Annotated in this window: 11 protein-coding genes; 7 read left to right on the top strand and 4 right to left on the bottom strand. The window is 59.4% G+C overall.

The genetic code is table 11. From position 1 onward, the window contains the following. Window positions 1-132: 132 nt before the first annotated feature. Complete coding sequence (locus HMPREF2712_RS01345; protein ID WP_070819070.1) at window positions 133-1,890, top strand: DUF885 domain-containing protein; 1,758 nt, start codon at window positions 133-135, stop codon at window positions 1,888-1,890. Between the two features lie 175 nt (window positions 1,891-2,065). Here HMPREF2712_RS01345 and HMPREF2712_RS01340 read toward each other — a convergent pair whose 3' ends face one another. Further along, entirely contained in the window at window positions 2,066-3,358 is a 1,293-nt protein-coding gene (locus tag HMPREF2712_RS01340) for a glutathionylspermidine synthase family protein (protein ID WP_070819069.1), read from the bottom strand. A 134-nt stretch (window positions 3,359-3,492) separates the two neighbouring features. Beyond that, window positions 3,493-4,419, bottom strand: coding sequence for a hypothetical protein (locus HMPREF2712_RS01335; protein ID WP_070819068.1), 927 nt, complete (start codon window positions 4,417-4,419; stop codon window positions 3,493-3,495). A 449-nt stretch (window positions 4,420-4,868) separates the two neighbouring features. Here HMPREF2712_RS01335 and HMPREF2712_RS01330 point away from each other — a divergent pair, with 449 nt between their 5' ends. The 4 genes from HMPREF2712_RS01330 (at window position 4,869) to HMPREF2712_RS01315 (ending at window position 11,194) form a co-directional block, all read left to right on the top strand. Continuing rightward, entirely contained in the window at window positions 4,869-6,287 is a 1,419-nt protein-coding gene (locus HMPREF2712_RS01330) for a dicarboxylate/amino acid:cation symporter (protein ID WP_070819067.1), read from the top strand. Window positions 6,288-6,706: 419 nt separating this feature from the next. Continuing rightward, on the top strand, window positions 6,707-7,438 hold the full coding sequence (locus tag HMPREF2712_RS01325) for a Maf family protein (protein WP_070819066.1): 732 nt from the start codon (window positions 6,707-6,709) through the stop codon (window positions 7,436-7,438). Window positions 7,439-7,589: 151 nt separating this feature from the next. Further along, window positions 7,590-9,410 carry an acetyl/propionyl/methylcrotonyl-CoA carboxylase subunit alpha gene (locus HMPREF2712_RS01320; protein WP_070819065.1) on the top strand — a complete coding sequence of 607 codons (1,821 nt, stop codon included), beginning with the start codon at window positions 7,590-7,592 and terminating at the stop codon, window positions 9,408-9,410. A gap of 383 nt (window positions 9,411-9,793) precedes the next feature. Continuing rightward, on the top strand, window positions 9,794-11,194 hold the full coding sequence (locus tag HMPREF2712_RS01315; protein WP_070678591.1) for an MFS transporter: 1,401 nt from the start codon (window positions 9,794-9,796) through the stop codon (window positions 11,192-11,194). A gap of 143 nt (window positions 11,195-11,337) precedes the next feature. On the opposite strand, the gene HMPREF2712_RS01310 is transcribed toward HMPREF2712_RS01315, so the two are convergent. Together HMPREF2712_RS01310 and mfd are read right to left on the bottom strand one after the other, a co-directional pair. Then, window positions 11,338-12,756, bottom strand: a complete 1,419-nt coding sequence (locus HMPREF2712_RS01310; RefSeq protein ID WP_044142785.1) for an NAD(P)H-quinone dehydrogenase — start codon at window positions 12,754-12,756, stop codon at window positions 11,338-11,340. A 153-nt stretch (window positions 12,757-12,909) separates the two neighbouring features. Continuing rightward, complete coding sequence (gene mfd / locus HMPREF2712_RS01305) at window positions 12,910-16,659, bottom strand: transcription-repair coupling factor (protein WP_070819064.1); 3,750 nt, start codon at window positions 16,657-16,659, stop codon at window positions 12,910-12,912. A gap of 557 nt (window positions 16,660-17,216) precedes the next feature. Here mfd and HMPREF2712_RS01300 point away from each other — a divergent pair. Both HMPREF2712_RS01300 and HMPREF2712_RS01295 read left to right on the top strand, forming a co-directional pair. Beyond that, window positions 17,217-19,583 (top strand): fibrinogen-like YCDxxxxGGGW domain-containing protein, encoded by a 2,367-nt coding sequence (locus tag HMPREF2712_RS01300; RefSeq protein WP_070819063.1) that lies wholly within the window; start codon window positions 17,217-17,219, stop codon window positions 19,581-19,583. 528 nt (window positions 19,584-20,111) lie between these two features. Next, entirely contained in the window at window positions 20,112-22,580 is a 2,469-nt protein-coding gene (locus HMPREF2712_RS01295) for a fibrinogen-like YCDxxxxGGGW domain-containing protein (RefSeq protein WP_070819062.1), read from the top strand. The last annotated feature ends 137 nt before the right edge of the window (window positions 22,581-22,717 follow it).

Raw genomic sequence — 22,717 nt, 5'->3', positions numbered from 1 at the left:
CCCGGTGAGTTGTCCACAGGTGAGCTGTTTTCCTCGCATTCGGTGCCGCTCAGCCCGTAATATTGCCGGTTTAAGCGAGCTAAATCACCGAAAATCGTGGTTGAAGGCACACCCCTGAGTTAGGATATGAACATGAGCACTTACCAGGAACTTCCCAGCATCTACCGATTGAAGCGCTCGCTGACCGACGTCGATCAGATTGCTAACGAATATTTTGAAAAGGTCCTCGACCTGAACCCCGTCCATGCAACCGAGCTTGGTCGTAAGGGCGTAGAGACTCTGTACCCCGATTACTCGCCCGCCGGCGAGAAGGCTTTTGCGCGCCTTGCGAAGAAGACTTTGAAGAAGGTCGATAATGTCCTGCCTATTGATGACGTTGACCTGGTCACCCTGGATGCTCTGCAGGAGCGCCTGAGCCTGTACCGCAAGCAGCACAAGGCTGGCTTTGGTGGCTGGCAGATGAACAATATTGCCTCCGTCCCGCAGGAGGTACGCTCGGTCTTCGACCTGATGAAGCGCAACACCCAGCAGGACTGGGAGCACATTATTGGTCGTATGCACCGCGTGACCGAGGCGCTGGAGGGCTACATCCAGACCCTTGAAGCAGCTCGTGAAGAGGGCAAGGTCGCCCCGCGCCGTCAGGTGGATATTGTCATTGAGCAGACCGCCGCGTACTACGCTCCCGGTGGTTTCTTTGACGAGCTTGCCGCTGAGGTCGCCGAGGCTGTCCCCTCGCTGAAGGATGAGGCTGCCGCAGGTGCCGAGGCTGCAAAGGAAGGCTACCGCCGCCTCAACAGCTACCTGGTGGAGAATCTGCAACCGGCCGCTCCCTCCCGCGACGCTGTGGGCCGTAAGGCGTACAGCCTGCACTCCCGTTCGTTCCTGGGTACCACCATTGACCTGGACGAAACCTACGCTTGGGGCGTGAAGGAGCTGGAGAGCATTATCGCTCGTCAGCGTGAGGTTGCCGAGGAGATTGAGCCGGGCGCAAGCATTGAGCGTGCTAAGCAGCTGCTCGATGAGGATCCGGCGCGTCAGCTGCACGGCACCGATGAGCTGAAGGCGTGGATGCAGAAGCTCGCAGACGCCGCCGTGGAGAACCTGGCGGGTAGCCACTTTGAAATTGGCGGCCCCATGCGCCGTATTGAGTGCTGCATTGCGCCCACGAACGAGGGCGGTATTTACTACACCGGTCCCTCTCCCGATTTCTCGCGTCCGGGCCGCATGTGGTGGTCGGTTCCCGAGGGTGAGGATACGTTCACTACCTGGCGTGAAACCTCCACCGTGTACCACGAGGGCGTTCCGGGTCACCATCTGCAGATTGCTATTGCTACGGCTCTGCAGGGCACCATGAACTCCTGGCGCACGAACATGCTGTGGGTGTCCGGTCACGGTGAGGGCTGGGCGCTGTACGCCGAGCGCCTCATGGAGGAACTGGGCTACCTGAAGGATCCGGGTGACCGCATGGGCATGCTGAACGCTCAGCGTATGCGCGCCGCCCGCGTAGTCTTCGATATTGGTGTTCACTGCGAGATGCCGATTCCCGATGAGTGGGCTGAGCAGCTGGGCGTTGAGCCGGGCACCATCTGGACTTCTGAGCTGGGTTACGAGTTCTTGAAGCTGAACCTGGACGAGTCCGAGGGTCACCTGCGTTTCGAGTTCCTGCGTTACCTGGGTTGGCCGGGTCAGGCGCCGAGCTACAAGATTGGCGAGCGCCTCTGGCTGGAACTGCGCGATCAGGCTGTGCGCCGCGGCGATGACATGCGTGCCTTCCACACGCGTGCTCTTCTGCTCGGTTCGGTAGGTCTGGACACTCTGCGCCGCGCCCTGACCGATGAGATGATGCTTCCTCTGGATACTGAGGATGACGACGATGAGGACGACGAGTAGCCTCTAGTCTGCTCGCTCCTCGTTGAGTGGATCTCTGGAGTCTCTGATTAGGAGCTCTATAGACGAAGCCCCCGCTTCAGCTTTGGCTGAGGCGGGGGCTTCGCTGTGTTTTCGTGTCTTCTGAAGGCTATGTCTTCTGAAGTCCATGTCTTCTGGGGACTATATCTTCTGGGGGCTATCCGAAGTTTGCGGCGCCGGGGTCGGTGGTGCCGAATCCCATGCCGGTGGAGTCGTTCAGGTCCACCAGGTGCGGGGCAAAACGGCACCAGTAGTCGGTGAGCGCGCCGTTCGATTCGCGGATGCCCACGCCTACGGTGCGTCCGTCGACCACCCACACGCCAAGGATGGGGTGGCTGACCGGGTTAATAATGCCTTCGTAGCGCGGTGCCGGGATGTACTCCTGATAGATGAATTCGCTTTCGGGGGCGTTGGCGAAGAAGTCGTCGTCTTCGGGCTTGATGAAGACGTCGTAGTCGGGGGCGTAGATTTCTACGCCGTCGCCTTCACGTCCGAAGAGGGGCTTGCGAACCCAGTTGCGCATACCGCCGCGGTGCCCCGCGTAGGTGGGTACGAGGTTCGGGTGTCCGGGGTACTTGTCCCAGAGCGCGGCGAGTAGCAGCTTATTGGAGAGGAACATCTTCCACGCAGGCTCGATCCAGCGGTCCATGGCGCCGTGGTAGGCGAAGAGGAGCTTGTCGTAACCTGCTTCGCTGTCGGTGACCAGGTCTTCCCAGGGGTAGAGCTTGAAGAGGTTGGTGATGCGCCGTCCCTGTGCGTCTTCCCAACTCTTGGTGTCTTCGTTGAAGATGACTTCGTCGATGGGAATCATGTGGGTTTTGATGCCCGCCTGCTGTGCCGAGTAGGCGATGAGCCAGAGGTTGTTGTAGTCCTCGTTAGTCTCGTCAATCTCGGGGGGCACGTGCGCCAGGTGCAGTACGGGCTGCACGCCCGCGGTGATTTCGGGGGCGAAGATGTGGCGCCAACGGTTGGTGAAGGCTTCGCCGATTTCACCCCAGTGGGCGTAGCCGCGGGTGTCGAGGCGCTGGTCTTTCGCCCAGGTTTTCTGGCTGACTGCCGCCTCCACGATGCCGGTGGGGGTGTCGGCGTTGTATTCGAGCAGTTTCATGGCGTCGCCGGGCACACCAGAGTAGGTGAAGTCGAAGCGGCCGTAGAAGTCGGCGTCGCGGCGGTTCCAGGATTCAACCGCGAGGTTGAACGCCGCCTGGGGCAGGCCGAGGGTACCAAACGCGCCGGAGGCAATGTACTCGACGGTTTCCAGGCACATGCGGTGCATTTCTTCCGCCTGGGCGCGCACAGAGTCCATTTCTTGCGGGCTGAAAATGTAGGCGGCGTATTCGTTCCAGTAGTGGTCGGTGTCGTGGGGGCCGTCCACGCTGTAGGTGAGGCCTTCCTCAATGATGACGTTCTCCCAGTCGGGTCGGCCGACGGGAAATTCTTCACGGCGCATGAGGGGCTAGGCTCCTTCGAAGTAGTGAATGGAAAGCGGTGTTGTTGCGTCACCGCAAGTGTGGCTGTTCAAGTGAGGAAAATGCGGGCGGGACCGCTCAGTCCCTGCCCGCATTCAATGTCATGGCTGATGGCTTAGCCGCCGGAGCGGCCGCCACCGGACTTGGAACCGCCACCGAAACCGCCCTTGCTACCGGACTTCGAGGAAGAGCCAGACTTGGACGAGGAACCAGACTTCGAGGAGGACTTTGAGGTATTCGACTTGCTGTAGGAGCCGGTGCTACCGCTATTGCTGGTGCCCTGCTTACCGCTGGAGACCGAGCCGGTGGTCTTATTACGCACTGAGGAGGTCTTACCGGAGTTATTGGTGCTGGTTACTTTGCCGGAGGAAACGGTGGAGGACTTCTTCGCGGTGCGGTAGGAGTCCTCGAAGCCGCCGCCCTTGGAGGACACGCCACTATAGACGGTGCCGTTGCTGGGGCGGGTGGTGCTACCTCCGGAAAGCTTGGAACCTACAGGAGGAATGTAGTGGGATCCGGAAGAATTAGCGGCACTTTGGCGACCCAGGTAGTACCAGAGGAACGCATTCGAATTATTGTGGGTGGTGGTCGAACCAGAAGTGCCTGAAGACCCAGAAGAGCCCGAAGAACTGGAGGAACCGGAAGAACCCGACGAGCTCGACGAGCCCGAGGAATCGCTACTGGACGAGTCGGTCGGCTCCTGAACGCCTGCCTTCTCACATTCGCTATCTTCCACGCGCAGGCCGGTCTTCGCGTCCTGGCAGACGCGGGCGTACTCTTCGCCCTGCGACAGGAACGCGTTCTCTTCCTGGTGCATGGAGTTGTAGGCGAAGATGCCACCGCCAACCAGCAGCACGCCAGCGCCAGCTACGGCAATCATCTTGGCGATGCCGGGGCGGGTCGCACCCAGGTTCAGGGTCTGCTGGGCAGAGGTCTGTGCGGCACGGGTAGCGAAATCTGCAACCGCCTCCATGCGATTGCGGGGCTTCTTCGGGCCGTTGGGGGTGGTGGTTCCGCCGGGGTATTGGGGAGCAGAACTCATGCATCTCTCCTTGAAAGGTGGTGCGTGGCGTAACGCTCAACGCGTACATGAAGCTGAGTGGGTACAGCATCATCCGGCGACTTTCGCCGGACTATCGGTGTGGTTCCAGCATATCAAGCCCTAGCTTTCGGATTATTAGCTGACGGCAAAATCTCAGTAAGCTTCGCCGCATGTTGCGCAGTTGTTTCCTTTCTGTTTGCTTTTGCGGCAATTCCTAATTAACTATCAGCCGATTTAACCGCCTATGTGGGGGGCTGCTGGCGGCACCAGCGGCGGCGTTGGTTGGGCAGCTGGGTTGGGCTGCGTTGCTGGTTAGACTGCGGGATGTACAGCCGAAAGGTGCCACCGGAAGGTCACGGTTCGTCACACATCCCCTCCACTGCACCGGATTGAAACACTTCTTCACACAAACTCGCGCCGGAGCGCGTAAAAGTTTTAGAGTATGCCACATGTCTACACCGCATGCATCATCTCGTTCACGTCTGCCCAAGTGGGCTACTTCTTTCGGCAACCAAATCATTGCCTCACTCATTCTGGGTATCGTTCTCGGCGCGCTCGCCCTCGCACTGGGTGGGGACGCGAAGAGCAACCCCAACTGGCTCATGGTGACCTTAGATACCATCGGCTCCTCGTACGTCACCCTGCTGAAGGCTGCCGTTGTTCCGCTAATTTTCACCGCCGTGGTCGCCTCCATCTCTAACCTGTCGCAGGTGACGAACGCGGCACGCCTGGCGGTTAACACGCTCATCTGGTTTGCGATTACCGCGTTCTTCGCGGTGCTCATTGGTATTGCGATGGGCCTGATCGTTCAGCCGGGCGTGGGTGCGCAGGTGCAGGGCAAGGCGTACACTGGCTCGACCGGTTCGTGGACCGCGTTCCTGACCGGTCTGATTCCGGTGAACTTCCTGGGTCTGGGTGTCAGCGCTAAGTCCGGTGATTCCGGCATCACCGCGTCGGCGTCCTTTAACGTCCTGCAGATTCTGGTCATTTCCGGCGCAGTCGGCATTGCCGCGCTGAAGGTCGGCGAGGCTGCCAAGCCGTTCATTGACGTGGTCAAGAGCGCTCTGACAATTATTCAGAAGATTCTGTGGTGGATTATTCGCCTGGCACCGCTGGGTACCGTGGGTCTGATTGCTAAGGCAGTGTTCGCGTACGGTTGGGCGTCGATGGGTTCGCTGGTCGCGTTCGTTATCGCCCTGTACATTGGTCTGCTGCTAGTTTTCCTCGTGGTCTACCCGATTATTGTTCGCGCGAACGGCTTGTCGGTCCGCCAGTACTTCTCGGGTGTGTGGCCGGCGCTTCAGCTGGGCTTCGTGTCCCGCTCTTCGATGGGTTCGATGCCGATGACCCAGACCGTTGCCGAACGTAACCTGGGTGTTCCCCGCGCCTACGCATCCTTCGCGGTTCCGCTGGGTGCAACCACTAAGATGGACGGTTGCGCTTCGGTTTACCCGGCTCTTGCCGCGATTTTCGTGGCTCAGTTCTACGGTATTCAGCTGGACTTCACCCAGTACTTGCTCATTGTGATGGTGTCCGTGCTCGGTTCGGCTGCGACTGCCGGTACGACCGGCGCTATCGTGATGCTGACCCTGACCCTTTCCACTCTGGGTCTGCCCCTGGACGGTGTGGGTCTGCTCCTGGCGATTGACCCTATCGTTGACATGGGCCGTACCGCTCTGAACGTTGCCGGTCAGGCTCTGGTTCCCGCGATTGTGGCTCGCCGCGAGGGCATTCTGGATGAGGAGCTCTACAACGCTCCCCGTTCTGAGGGTGGCTTCGTGGCTCAGGAATTCTACGATGAGCGCATCGCCAGCGAGGCGCAGCGACTTCACGAGGTGGAAGACAACACCGCCGCGGCACACCGCTAATCTGACGAAGGCTCACGCACGCGGCGCTAGGCGGTACTGCCTAGCGCCGTGTAGCTTCTCCACCACCCATGCCTCAGCATGGGCAAAATACATTTGTCAAACGTCATAAAAGTGTCACTATTGATTCTTTTTTTCTTTAAGGTTTGAGAAGAGTTATGATTTTGAACGGCGTGTTCCATCTCCTACGTGGTTGAGGGGGATGGGACACGCTCTTTCTATGCCCGCCGGTTTTATGCCACCTCGTTATACCCCTCGGCTCGGCGCTCCAGCCCTCCCGCAGATCCCCCCCCCAGATTACGCCCCCAGATTATGCGAATGCCCCGTGTTCAACGCTGACACACCGGCGGAGGGTTCCACCCAGTGACCCTCAATCTGCACCCGAGAGTAAAGCTCACCGACAACGCTCTAAAATAGAACCCATGACTACCAGCGCTTCATCAACCCGACTGATTCTTGCCTCCGCATCCCCGGCGCGCCGCAAGCTCCTGGAAGACTCCCGCATCGCGTTCACGGTGCACGTCTCCTCCGTAGATGAGGACGCCGCACTTGCCGTCGCCAACGAACAGGCGCGAGCGCAGGGACGTGCGGGACTCACCCCGGCTGAAACCGCATCCCTGCTGGCGCAGTTGAAGGCGCAGGCAGTTGCCGCTGAACTTGCCGCCGAGGGTGTGCGCGATGCGCTGGTTCTGGGCTGCGATTCGGTCTTCGAGTTTGAGGGTGTTGCCTACGGCAAGCCTCACACTGCCCAGGCGGCACGCGAGCGCATCAGCGCGATGAGCGGCAACTACGGTGTGCTGCATACCGGTCACGCGCTCGTGGATTTGCGCGGTCTTGAACCGGGTGCCGAGTTGTCCGCTACTTCTGAGCTGTCCGCTACTTCTGAGTTGCCCACCGTTTCTGAGTTGCGTAGTGCCACCGTTCACTTTGATACGCTCAGCCCCGAAGAAATCGAGGCGTACATAGCTACCGGCGAGCCGCTCTGGGTAGCCGGTTCCTTCACCCTGGACGGTTACGGTTCGGCGTTTATTCGCGGTATTGAGGGTGAGTTCCACACGGTGGTGGGCCTGTCCATCCACGCGCTACGCGATATGCTGCGCCGCCGCGAAGTAGCGGTAACCGAGTTGTGGCTGGCGCCCCAAGATGAAGATTAGATTCAGCGCAATCGTATAAATCTGTCTCAAAGCGCGCCCTGGAATACACATTATTGAACACCAATCGATAAGATAGAACAGTATGATGCGCGTTATATTCGCCAATCCTGCCGATGTATCCTTGGAGCAGGAGATTAAAGGAGAGCTTTAAGTGACTCAGCACCAGGCAGAAGCCGCCAAGAAATTTACTGCAGTCCCCGGCCGTCACACCGGCCCGGTCAGCAAGATTCTAATCGCTAACCGCGGCGAAATTGCTGTCCGCGTGATTCGTGCAGCCCGTGATGAGGGTCTGCAGACCGTCGCCGTCTACGCTGACCCCGACCGCGACGCCCAGCATGTAAAGCTCGCCGATGAAGCCTACGCTCTCGGCGGTGCCACCGCGGCACAGTCCTACCTGGTGATGGACAAGCTCATTGAAATCGCTCGCCGCTCCGGCGCTGACGCTGTGCACCCCGGCTACGGTTTCCTTTCTGAGAACGCGCAGTTCGCGCAGAAGTGCATCGACGCGGGGCTGACCTGGATTGGTCCCTCCCCCGAGTCCATTACCCAGCTGGGCGATAAGGTAGCGGCACGCCACATCGCGCAGAAGGTGGGCGCTCCCCTGGTGCCCGGCACCAAGGACCCGGTCAAGTCCGCCGATGAGGTTGTTGCTTTCGCTGATGAGCACGGTCTGCCCATTGCGGTGAAGGCCGCATTTGGTGGCGGTGGCCGCGGCATTAAGGTGGCACGCGACCGCGAGAGCATTGTTGAGATGTACGAGTCCGCTGTTCGTGAGGCTACCGCAGCGTTCGGTCGCGGTGAGTGCTTCATCGAGCGCTTCCTGGATTCGCCCCGCCACGTTGAGACCCAGTGCCTGGCGGATGCGCACGGCAACGTTGTGGTGGTTTCCACCCGTGACTGCTCCCTGCAGCGTCGCAACCAGAAGCTCGTTGAGGAGGCGCCCGCCCCCTACCTGAGCGCTGAGCAGAACGAGCGCCTGTACGAGGCGTCCCGCGCGATTCTGCGCGAGGCTGGCTACCAGGGTGCCGGCACCTGTGAGTTCCTGGTCGGTACCGACGGCACCATCTCCTTCCTTGAGGTCAACACTCGACTGCAGGTGGAGCACCCGGTCTCCGAGGAGATTTCCGGTCTGGACCTGGTTCGTGAGCAGTTCCGTATTGCCCGCGGCGAGAAGATTGAGGAGAAGGACCCGGTTCTGCGCGGTCACTCCTTCGAGTTCCGTATTAACGGCGAGGATGCGGGCCGTTCCTTCATGCCCGCCCCCGGCACGATCGAGAAGCTGACCGTGCCCACCGGCCCCGGCGTGCGCTGGGATTCCGGCTTCGTGGCTGGCGACGTTATCGGCGGTAACTTCGACTCCATGCTGGCTAAGCTCATTGTTACCGGCGCGGATCGTGAACAGGCTCTGCAGCGTGCCCGCCGTGCCCTGGCTGAGCTGACCATTGAGGGTATGCCCACCGTCATCCCGTTCCACCGCGTCGTGCTGGATGATCCCGCCTTCGCGCCGGCTGAGGGCGGCGAGTTCAAGGTGCACACCCGCTGGATTGAGACCGAGTTCAACAACACCATCCCCATGTACTCCGGTGCGCCCGGCAGCGTGGATTCCGATGAGGACGAGCGCACCACCGTGGTTGTTGAGGTCAACGGTAAGCGTTTGGAGGTGTCCCTGCCCGATTTGAGCGGTGGCGCGAAGCCTGCCGCTAAGCCCGCCGTCAAGACCCGCAAGTCCCGTTCGGCACGCGGCGCGGCGAAGGGTGGCGGCGACGAGCTGACCAGCCCCATGCAGGGCACCATCGTGAAGGTAGCGGCTTCTGACGGCGATACCGTCGCTGAGGGCGACCTGATTCTGGTGCTGGAGGCTATGAAGATGGAGCAGCCCATTACCGCACACAAGGCGGGTAAGGTTTCGGGTCTGTCGGCTAAGCCGGGCGATACCGTCACCTCCGGCGCGGTACTGGCAACCATTAAGTAACGCTCTATCTCGCTACTGCGGTCTCGATACCGCGAGCGCCATAGGCTATACGAATCCCCCGGAAGGGCATGAGGTAACGTCTCGTATCTTTCCGGGGGATTTTCTATGTCCGCTCTTGCCTGTTTAGGTGGGATTTACGCCGCTAACCCTTGTGTTCGCGTCCAGATAGTGGCTGTATTTGTTTGGGTTTTTCTGAACAGAGTTATAATGTTGCACTTTAGAGGAGCCTTTCAGAATCCGACGCCTGCCGCACCCCACCCGGTGCGGTACCGGCACCCGTTCAGCGTCCGTGGCACATCCCGCCTCCCGCGCTGACCGGCAACGGAACACCTACCTCAGGCTCCATGTGTACACACAAATTCACCATCTCGGGAGTTTTCCTCATGAGCGCTTCTGCATCCGACACGAAAGCGTCTGCTGCACCGGTGAAGAATACGACTCCTCGCAGTCGAGTTATTCTCGCCTCGCTCGTTGGTACCACCATCGAGTTCTACGATTTCTACATTTACGCCACTGCAGCAGTGGCTGTGTTCCCCGTACTGTTCTTCCCCTCGAAGGACGCAACCACCGAACTTCTGGCGTCCTTCGCCACCTTCGGCGTCGCCTTCATCGCGCGCCCTCTCGGTTCCGTGATCTTCGGTCACTTCGGTGACAAGATTGGCCGTAAGGCTACCCTCGTCGGTGCACTGCTCACCATGGGTCTGGCAACCTTCATCATCGGCCTGCTGCCCACCTATCACCAGATTGGTCTGTGGGCACCGACCATGCTGACCATCATGCGTTTCTGCCAGGGCTTGGGCCTGGGCGGCGAATGGTCCGGTGCGGCGCTGCTCGCGAGCGAATACGCTGAGGATGGCAAGCGCGCCCGCGCCGCGATGTGGCCTCAGCTGGGTGCACCCATCGGCTTCGTGCTTGCGAACGGCTTCATGCTGTTGCTGACCAGCTGGATTACCTTCAACTCCGCAACCGACGCGAAGAACCTCGAGCATCCCTTCCTCATCTGGGGTTGGCGTATTCCGTTCCTGCTGTCCATCGTGATGGTCGCTGTTGGCCTGTACGTTCGTTTCAAGCTGGAGGAGACCCCCGTCTTCGCCAAAGCAGCAGCTAACAACGAGAAGGTTAAGACCCCGCTCGTTGAGGCTTTCAAGGTCGCTTGGTGGCCCATGATTCAGGGTACCTTCATCATGGTGGCATGCTACGTGCTGTTCTACCTGATGACCGCTTGGGTCCTCTCCTACGGTATCGGCAAGGCGGATAAGGGCGGCCTAGCTATCCCCTACCGCGAGTTCCTGATCATTCAGCTGATCTCCATTATTGGCTTCGCAATCTTCATTCCGATCTCGGGTTGGCTGGCTGATAAGTACGGCCGCCGCACCCAGCAGCTGTGGACCACCATCGCGATGGCTGTCTTCGGTCTGTCCTTCGGTCTGTTCATCTCCCCCTCCGTTGTTGGTACCGGCGCGAACGCAAACGCCGCTGTGGTTACCCTCTTCATCTTTATCGGTATGTGCCTGATGGGTCTGTCCTTCGGTTCCATGTCCGCATACCTGCCGGAGCTGTACCCCACCAACGTGCGTTACACCGCCAGCGGTATCGCCTACAACGTGGCGTCCATCCTCGGTGCGGCGCTGACCCCGTTCGTGGCTGTGTGGCTGAACACCTCCTACGGTGTGGCTGCAGTGGGCGGCTACCTGGCATTCGCCTCGATCCTGAGCGTTATCTTCATCCTGCTCACTCACGAAACCCGTGACGTGGACATGAACGCTGTCAGCACCACGAAGTAAAACTTCGCAGGGGCTAAGGCGTCTCTACAGCAAAGCGGTGGGGGTCGCCTCCTGAATTCCTTAGAATCAGGAGGCGACCCCCACCGCTTTTGTGCGCTTCAGAGATACCGGCTCTCTACAGGCCCAGGGTATCTATGTGCGGGCTACAAGCCGCGAGTGTGCAGCTTGCGTGCCGCCTCAGCAATAGAGCCAGAGAGCGAGGGGTAGACCGTGAAAGTATCCGCCAGATCATCCACCGCAAGCTTCTTCTCCACCGCCAGGGCAATGGGGTAAATCAGCTCAGAAGCACGCTGACCAACCACCACGCCACCAATGACGGTGCCGGAGTGGCGGCGAGCAAAAATCTTCACGAAGCCGTCGCGCATCGCCATCATCTTCGCGCGCGGGTTCGTGCCCAGCTGCAGGGTCACCGCATCACCGCGGTAGGCGCCCTCAGCAAGGTCCTTCTCACTCACGCCTACAGTCGCAATCTCCGGGGAGGTGAAGATGTTCGCGGCAACCTTATCGGTACGCAACGGGCGCACCGCATCACCGAGAATGTGCGCCATAGCGATACGGCCCTGCATCGCAGCCACAGAAGCCAGCGGGTACACGCCCGTGCAGTCGCCGGCGGCGTAAATGCTGTTCACGCTCGTACGGGACACACCGTCCACCTTAATATGACCGCTCGGGGTCTGCTCAACACCGACGTCTTCCAGGCCCAAATCTTCAGTGTTCGGAATCGAACCAATAGCAACCAGACAGTGAGTGCCAGAAACCTTACGACCATCCGACAGAGTCACAATAACGCCGGAGCCGTCCTCAGTACGCTCAACAGCAGCCGCACGGGAACGCGGCATCACTCGCACACCGCGACGTTCAAAGACGTCCTCCAGCACGCGGGCTGCGTCCTCGTCCTCACCGGGAAGCACGCGGTCACGCGAAGACACCAGGGTCACCTTAGAACCCAGACCGTTATACGCCGAAGCGAACTCCGCACCGGTCACACCCGAACCAATCACAATCAGTTCCTCGGGAACCTCGGAGAGGTTGTACAGCTGAGTCCAGGTCAGGATGCGTTCGCCGTCAGGCATACCGGTCGCCATTTCACGCGGATGCGTACCCACCGACAACAGCACAAAGTCCGCGTGCAGGGGGTAGACGAGGCCCGCCTCATCGGTCACCTGAACGGTGTGGCGGTCAAGGAGCTTACCGGTACCGTGAATAATCTTCACTCCTGCAGAGGCCAGGGCACGCTTAATGTCGGCAGACTGCTGCTGGGCCAGGTCGCGGACTCGGCGGTTCACGCGGTCCATATCAACACGAAGCTGCGGCGCCTTACCCTTCGTGTTCTCGATGCCCAAGCTACCCGCCTCGGAGAAGCGGGTCATCATATCCGCCGTAGCAATCAGGGTTTTAGAGGGCACAACGTCAGTCAGAACGGCGGAGCCACCAATGGCATTGCGTTCGATCAAAGTCACGTCCGCGTTGGATGCGGCAGCCACCATCGCTGCCTCGTAGCCGCCGGGGCCACCACCAATAATTACAATTCGCTGAGATGCATAGTTCACCGTTGAAGTCATGCCTTAATTGTGAGCTATGCCGCCCCTACGGGGCAAACGCACTCGCCGTGCAGATGTGCCATATTGTGGCAATCTGCACGGCGAGCATCTTCATGGTTCGGCATCATGGTTCGGCAGCCCGATATGACTGGGCGGTGCCTACCCTGCAGGTCTCTACTCCTCGAGAGCCTGCGGCTTCTCCGCGTAAATCGAGTTGATAAACTTCTCAGCCCACTGCAGCATCGCGCCGTCCACCAGGTCCTTACCGCCCACCGGCATGGTCTTCGGGCGCGGAACCAGCGTCAGCCAGGTGTCCATACCCTTCGGCTGGGCGTGTGTGGAGCCAGGGTACACGCGCTTCAGGCGCATCTGGCGGGACTCCGGCAGCGGCGTAGCGGTTACCACGCGAACCTTCGGACCCAACACCACCAGCTCGTGAATACCGGCGGCACGGGCGTGCATACGCACCGTCGCCACGGCAAGCAGATTCTCTACCGCCTCCGGCAGCTCGCCGTAACGGTCGACCAGCTCCTCGCGAGCCTCCGCAATCTTCTCTTCGGTATCGGCGGCAGCAATCTGGCGGTACGCCTGCAGGCGCAGACGCTCCGAATCAATGTAGGTGTGCGGAATATGCGCATTGACGGGCAGGTCAATCTTCGTCTCGACCTCGCGCTCTTCCTTCTCGCCGCGGTAGTTCGCCACCGCCTCGCCGACCAGGCGCAGGTACAGGTCAAAACCGACACCGGCAATATGGCCGGACTGTTCGCCGCCGAGCAGGTTGCCGGCACCGCGGATCTCCAGGTCCTTCATCGCAAGCTGTAGGCCAGCGCCCAGCTCATTGTGGGTCGCTACAGCCTTCAGACGCTCGTGTGCAATCTCGCCGAGGGTCTTATCCACTGGGTACAGGAAGTACGCGTAGGCGCGCTCACGGCCACGGCCCACACGGCCACGCAGCTGGTGTAGCTGGCTCAGACCGTAGTTCTGGGCGTGGTCGACAATGAGGGTGTTCGCGTTCGAAATATCCAGGCCGGTCTCCACGATGGTGGTGCACACCAGCACGTCAAAGCGGCGCTCCCAGAAGTCCACAATAATCTGCTCCAGGCGCGATTCACTCATGCGGCCGTGGGCGGTGGCGATGCGCGCCTCCGGCACGAGCTTGCCGATTTCGGCGGCAACATCGTCGATGTCAGCCACGCGGTTGTGCACGAAAAAGACCTGTCCTTCACGCATGAGCTCGCGGCGGATTGCGGCGGTAATCTGACTGTCGGTTCGCGGACCGACAAAGGTCAGCACGGGGTGGCGCTCCTCCGGCGCGGTGGCGAGGGTGGAGGTCTCGCGAATACCGGTTAGCGACATTTCCAGGGTGCGCGGAATCGGGGTTGCACTCATGGCGAGCACGTCCACGTTGGTGCGCATCTGCTTGAGCTTCTCCTTGTGCTCCACGCCAAAGCGCTGTTCCTCGTCAATAATGACCAGGCCCAGGTCCTTGAACACTACGCTGTCCGAGAGGATGCGGTGGGTACCGATCACCACGTCCACCGCGCCGGATGCGATTTCTTCGGTAATCTGGCGGGTTTCCTTCGCCTTCTGGAAGCGGGAGAGCACACGAATCTTCACGGGGAATCCCGAGAAGCGCTCGCTGAATGTCTCGTAGTGCTGCTGCGCAAGCAGGGTCGTGGGTACGAGCACGGCAACCTGTTTGCCGTCCTGCACCGCCTTGAATGCGGCGCGCACGGCAACCTCGGTCTTGCCGAAGCCTACGTCGCCCGAGATGAGGCGGTCCATGGGGATTTCCTTCTCCATGTCCTCCTTCACCTCGTGGATGGCGGTGAGCTGGTCGGGGGTCTCGTTGTAGGGGAAGGACTCTTCGAGTTCGCGCTGCCAGGGGGTGTCGGGCGCGAAGGCGTGGCCTCGCGAGGCCTGGCGCGCCGAGTAGAGCTTCACCAGGTCGGCGGCGATTTCCTTGACGGCCTTGCGAGCGCGGGACTTAGTCTTGGCCCAGTCGCTGCCGCCCATCTTGGACAGACTCGGGTTCTCACCACCCACGTAATTGGAGATGAGGTCCAGCTGATCCGAGGGCACAAAGAGACGGTCGGGCGCGCCGCCGCGCTTGGCGGGGGCGTACTCGATGACCAGGTATTCCTTCATGGGCTGCACACCGTTGACCGGGGAGGCGCCCGCCACCGGGCGAGAAGTCATCTCGACGAAGCGACCGATGCCGTGGCGTTCGTGCACCACGTAGTCGCCGGGGTTCAGCGCGAGCGGGTCAACCGCGTTGCGGCGGCGGCGCGTGGCGAATTTCTGTCCGGCGGCGCCTCGGGGTGCGTAGGTGCCGCGGCGTCCGAGCAGTTCGGCTTCGGTGAAGACGGCGAGCTTCGCCTCCTCGATGAGGAAGCCTGCGGAGGCGGGCGCCTCGCAGACCTCAACGATGCCGTGTTCGAGGTCCCCGGCGGGGTCGGCTTCGAGGCTGGTTCGGCGGGCTGCGGGTACGGCGGGTGCCCCTTCGCCGGAGTGGAAGAGGTCGATGAGGCGGTCGGTGGAGCCGCGGCCGTTGGTGAGGGCGAGGACAGTCCACTGTTGCTGGATGAGGTCGCCGACCTGGCTGAGCATGCGTTCGACGGATCCGTTGAATGCGGTTGCGGGGGTGGCGTTGACAGTGTAGGTGTCGATGCCATCTTCGATGGCGTCAGCGATGTTCTGGTTTTCGAGTGCGCCTGCGGCGGCGTCTTCGAGCAGGTCTGCGTCGGTGACGAGTTCGGTGATTTCCCACCAGCTGAGTTTGGCTTCGAGTGCCTGTGCGGTGGTTTGGTCGATGGTGCGGAATCCGCTGTCGCTCATGCGGAGCTGTCCGAGGTCGATGGGTGCTACTGCGTCGGCTTCTGCGGAGGTGTCCCAGGCGGCGGCGAGGAATTCTTCGTTGGTGGCGACGAGGTCTTCGGCGCGGGCACGCACACGCTCGGGTTCGACGTTGATAATCATAGACCCAGCCGGCAGTAGCTCGGTGAGGGTGTTCATGGATTCGATGAGTAACGGGGTGAGCGATTCCATGCCTTCGACGTAGATTCCGCCGGCAATCTTTTCGAGCATAGTTGCGGCGGCCGGGTAGTCGGCTTTCAGGCGTGCGGCGCGGCTCATGACCTCGGGGGTGATGAGCAGTTCGCGGCAGGGCAGCAGGGTGAGTTCGGTGAGCTCTTCTCCCCCGCTGAGGGTGCGCTGGTCGGCGACGGAGAAGTGGCGCATTTCGTCGAGTTCGTCGCCAAAGAATTCGAGGCGCACGGGGGTAGTTGCGGTGGGCGGGAAGACGTCGATAATGCCGCCTCGTACGGCGTATTCGCCGCGCTTGGCGACCAGGTCTACGCGGGAGTATGCGGCGTCGTTGAGGCCGCGCACCACATCTTTGAAGGGGTATTCTTTGCCGCGGACCAGGTGCACGGGTTCGAGCTTTTCGATGCCGGTGACGATGGGCTGGATGACGGCGCGTACGGGTGCGATAACGACCTGGGGGCGTTTATCTGCGTCCCCGGTCATGGCGCGCAGTACCTGCAGGCGGCGGCCTACGGTATCGGAGCGCGGTGAGAGGCGTTCGTGGGGCAGGGTTTCCCAGGCGGGGAAGAGCGCGATGTCTGCGGCGGGCAGGTAGGAGCGCAGGGCTGCGGCGAGGTCTTCTGCTTGGCGGTCGGTGGGGGCGATAATGAGGCTGAGCGCTTCAGCGGTGGTATCGCGTACTGCGGTGGAGATGTCTGCAATGAGCGCAGCGTGGGTTCCGGCGACGGCGCCGATGAGGGAGCGTGCGCTGCGTTCGGTGGGCTTCGCGGAGGCGGCGGTACGGATCGCGGCCCAGCTGCTGAGTTGGTTGAGGGTGTTCAGGAGGGGGTGCAGGGGTGCCTCGAGGGGCTGTGCGGTAGCTTTTCGGGTGGTGCTCACGGGTTCTCCTGAATCTGGGGTCTTCGCCTGCAGCGGTTGAGCTGGTGGAGGGCTGCTATGGATGGTCGGTATTGGGCGGTGCCGGTTGGGGGTGTCCGAGTGAATTTGCCTTTATTTCACGGTGCTTTATATGTGTTTTGGGTGTGTTTTATGCAGCTTTTCCATTGTAGGGCTAGTCTGCTTTTTCTGGCATTTTTCTCTGGTGTTCTTCTGCGATGGAATATATTCCTTTTTGCACTTGATTGTCGCTTTCGTGGGTGATACTTGAGTATGGTTTTCTTCCGTGTCTGTTCCTGTGCCACAACGTTCATCACATGGGGTGCAAATCACACATCCACGGGCATCTTTGCACTTTGTGCACCATTATTTTCACAGCTTAATCCTGTACCCTAATCATTAACACTTAGAGAAAAACCAGACAGTATATCCCCTTCCGGATTCTGTTTACCTCTTCCAACCAACCTCAGGTTTTCAGTATTTACTGCGGTTTTTCTAGTGCGCTAAATTCACCGTATCTTTCGATGTTTCTTCCGGAACGTCGCATCAGAAAGACGCATATGACAACCACATACACGAACAAACCCGCTGAAAAGCGCCATGCCCATTCATGGTCTGCTAAGAAGTGGGGTGCTTTCGCACTCGCTTTTGGTACTGCTTTTACTGCGGCACCTCTTACTCCTACTACTCCCGCCTCGGCTGCAACCGGAACCCATGACGGTTCCAGCAGCGATAAAGCGGCTGCTTCCTGTTACGAGGTCAAGCAGGTTAATCCTTCTGCCTCCTCTGGCACTTACTGGCTGTACACCCCGCAGATGAGCGGCCCGGCGCAGTTCTACTGCGATCAAGAAACTGATGGCGGCGGCTGGGTCATGATTGGTCGCGGTCGTGAGGGTTGGACCGAGTCTTACAACGGCACCGGCGACCCAAATCAACTGCACCAGAACCCCACGGGTCCATCCGCTTTTACTCCCGTCCAGCTTCCCGCAAACACTGTCGATGCTCTGCTGAACGGCATTAAGCCTCAGGACCTTCCCGATGGCATGCGCCTGCACCGTGCCCACAATGCAAGGGGCACCCAGTGGCAGAACGTTTATGTTCAGCGTCCTCAGACTGAGCAGTGGACCTGGGCGATGAGCTACGGTCAGCGTTGGGGCACCGTGAAGTTCACCGGTGCCGGCATTAACCGCACCGCTCATATGGGTCGTCATGCTTCGGAGATGGCTCCGGGTATTACCACCAGTTCTGTTCGTTTCTTCGCGAACCCGAACCAGGGCTACCAGATTGGTTTTGCGTACGGTGCGCTGGTGAACTTCGGTAATGAGAATCCGGATTCATACATTTACCACAAGCGTGGTTCCGCTGGTTACTCCATCCCCTTTACTCAGGTGTTCCTGCGTCCGAAGCTGACTCAGCGTGACTTGAACTTCTCGCAAATTGGTTCTAGCTCTGCCGCTAGCAACCGTCGTGCTCTGCCGAATAGCTACACGATGCCCGTTCGTTGGCGCACCAGTGAGCAGACTGGCACCGGCAAGAAGAACGAGATGAACACCTACGTTCAGGCTATTACTCAGGTGGGCGACACCGTCTTCACCGGTGGCGACTTCAAGTACGTGGAGTCGGCTGGTGGCGAGCGCGTGGACCAGTCGTACCTGGCGGGCTATAACGTGGATTCGGGCGAACTGGTTCGCTCTTTCCGTCCGACTTTCAACGGTCAGATTAAGGCTCTTGAGGCTCTGCCGAATAACCGCCTGGCAGTTGGCGGTGAGTTCACCGAGGTTAACGGCGAGAAGGTCAACCACTTCGTCATTCTGGACGCAACCACCGGCCAGATCGACCGCACGTGGGATCTCCAGATTCAGCGCCGTAATGGCGATGCAGTTCAGGTGAAGACCCTGCTGGTTCAGGACGGTTACCTGTACATTGGCGGTAACTTCACCCATGTAAAGGGCAATACGTCTAAGGCGTACGCTTACTCGCGTGGTGCCGCTCGTATTAAGCTTTCGAACGGTGCGGTGGACTGGAATTGGCGCCCGAACTTCAACGGTACGGTCAACGGCATTACCGCTGCCTCCGATAACTCGACTGTTCACGCTGCGGGTTACTTCACTGAGCTGAATAACCAGCGTGCGTTCCGCCTGGCTGCTCTGAACGGCTCGGATGCTTCGAACATTAGGTGGGAGTGGGAGCCGTCGCTGAAGCTGAATATTACTGACCGTATTGTGTACGCGTTCCAGTTCGATGTTCAGGATGCTGGCTCGACCGTGTGGACTGCTGGTGCTGACCACCTGATTGCTAACTACTCGAAGAACGGTTACGGCCGTATTTCCACTGCGATTTCTAAGTATGGTGGCGACTGGCAGGATCTGCACCTGAGCGGTAACACCATTTACGGCGCGTGCCACTGCGGTGACGTCCTCTTTGAGGGTTCAACCGGTTACCACACCTACTGGAAGGAATCGAAGGCGGTTCACCGCATGCGTTTGGTCGCGGCGTTTGATAAGGACAGCGGCGAGGTTGTGGGCGAGTTCAGCCCGGTTCTGAAGGGCGCTAGCGGCTACGGTGTCTGGGAGTCCTTCGTGGATTCTCGCGGCAACCTGTGGGTTGGTGGCGACATTAACCGTTCGCTGGGTGCTAATGGTGAGCAGCGCACTGTCGGTTTCGCTCGTTTTGCTCCTCGCGATGTGACCGCCCCGTCGACTCCGTCGAACCTGTCGGTTCAGCGTGATGGTTCGATGGATAAGCTGTCCTGGTCTGGCGTTCGAGAGAATGGTGCTCGCTACCAGGTGCTGCGTAATGACCGTGTGATTGCTACCGTCTCTGGTACCAGCTACGAGGTTGAGCATACTGATGGCGCTCGCTACTACGTACGCTCCATCGATGCATCTGAGAATTTCTCGGCTTCCACGGGAGCTGCTCAGGCTTAGGTCAGATTGTTGATCTAGTTTCTTTGAACCGCCGCCTGGTTCGGGCTCTGCAGGGTTTGCGGGGTCCGGATCAGGCGGCGGTGTACCCGGGGTGTATGCCCTCTATAGTTTTGGTTCGGTCCGGATTTCCCAGTTTGCTATCTCTTCGCCCCTGTGGCGGCTATGATGGGTTGGGATTCATTGCGTCGGATGGGTTGCTTCCATCCTTCCGATGATGGGCTGAATCTTGGTCTGTGGTGTTTTTTCACTGTTGGTACGACAGGGGAAGCTTCACAGATTTTTTAGCGTTCTGTTTCTTACGGGTGCGTTGCCGTTGTTGGCTTCGTGCGTGAGGGGCGGGGCGTATTCATTCAATTTCCGATAACTACACTCACTGATTCCGGCAGCAGACTCTCTGTTAGTGCAGTTCATAACGCTTCTTCCCTCCCCGATGCATGGTTACTATGCTGTGCCCTGTGTTGGGTGGGTGTTGCTGTGTGAATTGCATTTTTCTGTTGTGTACCGGTTGAGGTCTCTAGGAGAGACATAATGAATTTTCTTCCGTTCGCGCGTGGAGGGCGTTCGCAGGGCGCTGCTTCGTCCGCTTCTGAGGGCTCTCGAGTAGCTTCTCGTGCTGGTTCCCGCGCTTTGGGTGCTGCGGCTGCTTCTTTTGCGATGGTTGCGGCTTCTTTGGGCCCGATTGCTTCGGGGGCTCAGGCTGCTGATGCTCGCTACTATGACGGTTCGTCGAGTGAGCGCGCAGCAGCAAGCTGTTGGGAAGTTAAGCAGAATAATCCGCGGGGTAAGAGCGGCGCGTACTGGCTGTACACCCCGCAGATGAGCACTCCTGAGCAGTTCTATTGTGATCAGGAAACTGACGGCGGCGGCTGGGTCATGATTGGCCGCGGTCGTGAGAGCTGGACCGAGAACTACAACGGTCGTGGCGATGCTAAGCAGCTTCACCAGAATCCCACTGGTTTTGATGCGGTGCAGTTGCCGGGCCAGACGGTGAACGCGCTGCTGAACGGCACCCATCCGCAGGATTTGCCTGACGGCGTGCGTTTCCATCGCGCCATGAACGTGAATGGTACCGCATGGCAGGATTTTAAGGCTACGCGTGCCGCGAGCACCGAGTGGTCTTGGACCCTTCGCTCAACGATGTACTGGTCGAACATTTCGATTACTCATCCGCGACAGTACCGTGGTTACAACTACTACCGTCAGGAGAAGACGGCGGGCAATATCTTCCGTTACGACTATTCGGACGATTTCCGTTCCCTGCACTTCGTGGAGAAGCCTTCGCAGGGTTATAAGCTGGGCTTTACCTATGGCTCGCGCGCTAAGATTACGGGTTGGTTCCAGGATTACCTGTTGAATAGGACTTCTTCCTATATCTACCGCCCGGCAAATGATTCGACCACCCCCCTGGTGTTCACTCAGATGTTCTTGCGCCCGAAGGTGACTCAGAACGATTTGGCGGCTAAGGGTCTGCACGCTTACGGCCAGCAGGGTGCTCCGGCAAGTAGCCGCCGTGCACTGCCCAATAGCTACTCTGAGAAGTGGAAGTGGCGTACGAGTACTGACACCGGTACCGGCAAGAAGGGTGAAATGAACACCCAGGTTGAGGCGATTACCGAGGTTGGTGGCGCTGTCTTTACCGGTGGCGATTTCGCGTACGTTGAGTCCGCAAGCGGCGAGAAGGTCGAGCAGGCCTTCCTCGCGGGTTACGAGGTAGGTACCGGCGAGCTACGCCGGTCTTTCCGCCCGAAGATTAACGGTCAGGTGAAGTCGGTTGAGGCTCTGCCGAATGGCCTGCTTGCCGTGGGTGGTTCTTTCGACCAGGTGAACGGCGAGTACTATAACGGTTTCGTGCTTCTGGATCCGAAGACCGGTCAGGTGGCTAAGGACTGGGATATCCGTGTGGTCAGCCGTATTGCTTCTGTTCCGGTTCAGGTTAAGACCCTGCACGTGCGTGACGGCTACCTGTACATTGGTGGTTCATTCACTCATTTGAAGGGTCAGACCTCCCCGACCTACGCGTACTCGAGGAACCTGGCTCGCATTAAGTTGAGCAATGGTGAGGTGGATTGGAACTGGCGTCCGGTCTTTAACGGCACTGTTAACGGTGTGAACGCTTCCGAGGGTAACAGCCACGTGTACGTGGCCGGCTACTTCACGCAGCTTAACGGTGGTGAGGCATTCCGTATCGCCAACATTACCAATCCCCGCCAGAGCGGCGGCGACTGGACTCATGAGCCCTCGTACGTTCCTTCCAGTGCCCAGACCTGGGATTTGAAGAACGAGCGTAAGATGTGGGGTTTCCAGTTCGATGTTCAGGACGCTGGTTCCTCCGTCTGGCTGGGTGGCACCGAACATATGATTAGCCGTTACGAAAAGTCGAGTATGCGCCGCACCTACAGCGCGATTACTCGCGAGGGTGGCGATTTCCAGGATCTGCACCTAAATGGCAATACCATTTACGGCGCGTGCCACTGCGGTGACTTCATCTACCAGGGTGCAACCAAGGTTGATTCGAAGTGGGTGAACGCTACGGACGCCCAGACGATTCGTTTGGTCGCAGCGTTCGATAAGGATACGGGCCAGGTGCTACCGGAGTGGGCTCCGATTATGAACGGCGCCTACGGCTATGGTGTGTGGGAGTCCTTCGTGGATTCGACCGGCACGCTGTGGGTTGGTGGCGATATCCGTAAGTCGCTGGGTGCTAATGGTGTGCAGCCGACTATTGGCTTCGCTCGTTATGCGCCTCGCGATGTGGCGCCTCCAGCTACTCCGAGCAATCTGAAGGTGACGAAGAACGGCTCCAAGGATCAGCTGACTTGGTCGGGTATTTCCGAACGTAATGTGAAGTACCAGATTCTGCGCGATGATCGTCCTATTGCGACGGTTACGGGTACGAGCTATTCGGTGGATCACCGCGATGGCGCCCGTTATTATGTGCGCGCGGTAGATACTGCAGATAACTATTCGGCAAGCACCGAGGCTGTCCAGGCAGCATAACACCTCATCAGGGCGATATGCACTTTTGTGACAAAGAATTTTAGTGATGTTCGCCCTATTATCCCGGGCTGGTTCATAACCAGCCCGGGACTTTTTTGCACATTGTGAATCTATTTCATTCATTTACATGAAGGTTT

It is taken from the genome of Rothia sp. HMSC064F07, from assembly GCF_001837265.1.
GTDB lineage: Bacteria > Actinomycetota > Actinomycetes > Actinomycetales > Micrococcaceae > Rothia > Rothia mucilaginosa.
The sequence above is the reverse complement of the archived record's forward strand: the minus strand, read 5'-3'. Positions and strand labels throughout refer to the sequence as shown.

Bases quoted from the DNA above. Each gene is read 5' to 3' on its own strand.
- HMPREF2712_RS01325 (WP_070819066.1), top strand. From the start codon at position 6,707: ATGACTACCAGCGCTTCATCAACCCGACTGATTCTTGCCTCCGCATCC.
- HMPREF2712_RS01300 (WP_070819063.1), top strand. From the start codon at position 17,217: ATGACAACCACATACACGAACAAACCCGCTGAAAAGCGCCATGCCCAT.
- HMPREF2712_RS01295 (WP_070819062.1), top strand. From the start codon at position 20,112: ATGAATTTTCTTCCGTTCGCGCGTGGAGGGCGTTCGCAGGGCGCTGCT.
- HMPREF2712_RS01310 (WP_044142785.1), bottom strand. From the start codon at position 12,756: ATGACTTCAACGGTGAACTATGCATCTCAGCGAATTGTAATTATTGGT.
- HMPREF2712_RS01330 (WP_070819067.1), top strand. From the start codon at position 4,869: ATGTCTACACCGCATGCATCATCTCGTTCACGTCTGCCCAAGTGGGCT.
- HMPREF2712_RS01315 (WP_070678591.1), top strand. From the start codon at position 9,794: ATGAGCGCTTCTGCATCCGACACGAAAGCGTCTGCTGCACCGGTGAAG.
- HMPREF2712_RS01340 (WP_070819069.1), bottom strand. From the start codon at position 3,358: ATGCGCCGTGAAGAATTTCCCGTCGGCCGACCCGACTGGGAGAACGTC.
- HMPREF2712_RS01335 (WP_070819068.1), bottom strand. From the start codon at position 4,419: ATGAGTTCTGCTCCCCAATACCCCGGCGGAACCACCACCCCCAACGGC.
- HMPREF2712_RS01345 (WP_070819070.1), top strand. From the start codon at position 133: ATGAGCACTTACCAGGAACTTCCCAGCATCTACCGATTGAAGCGCTCG.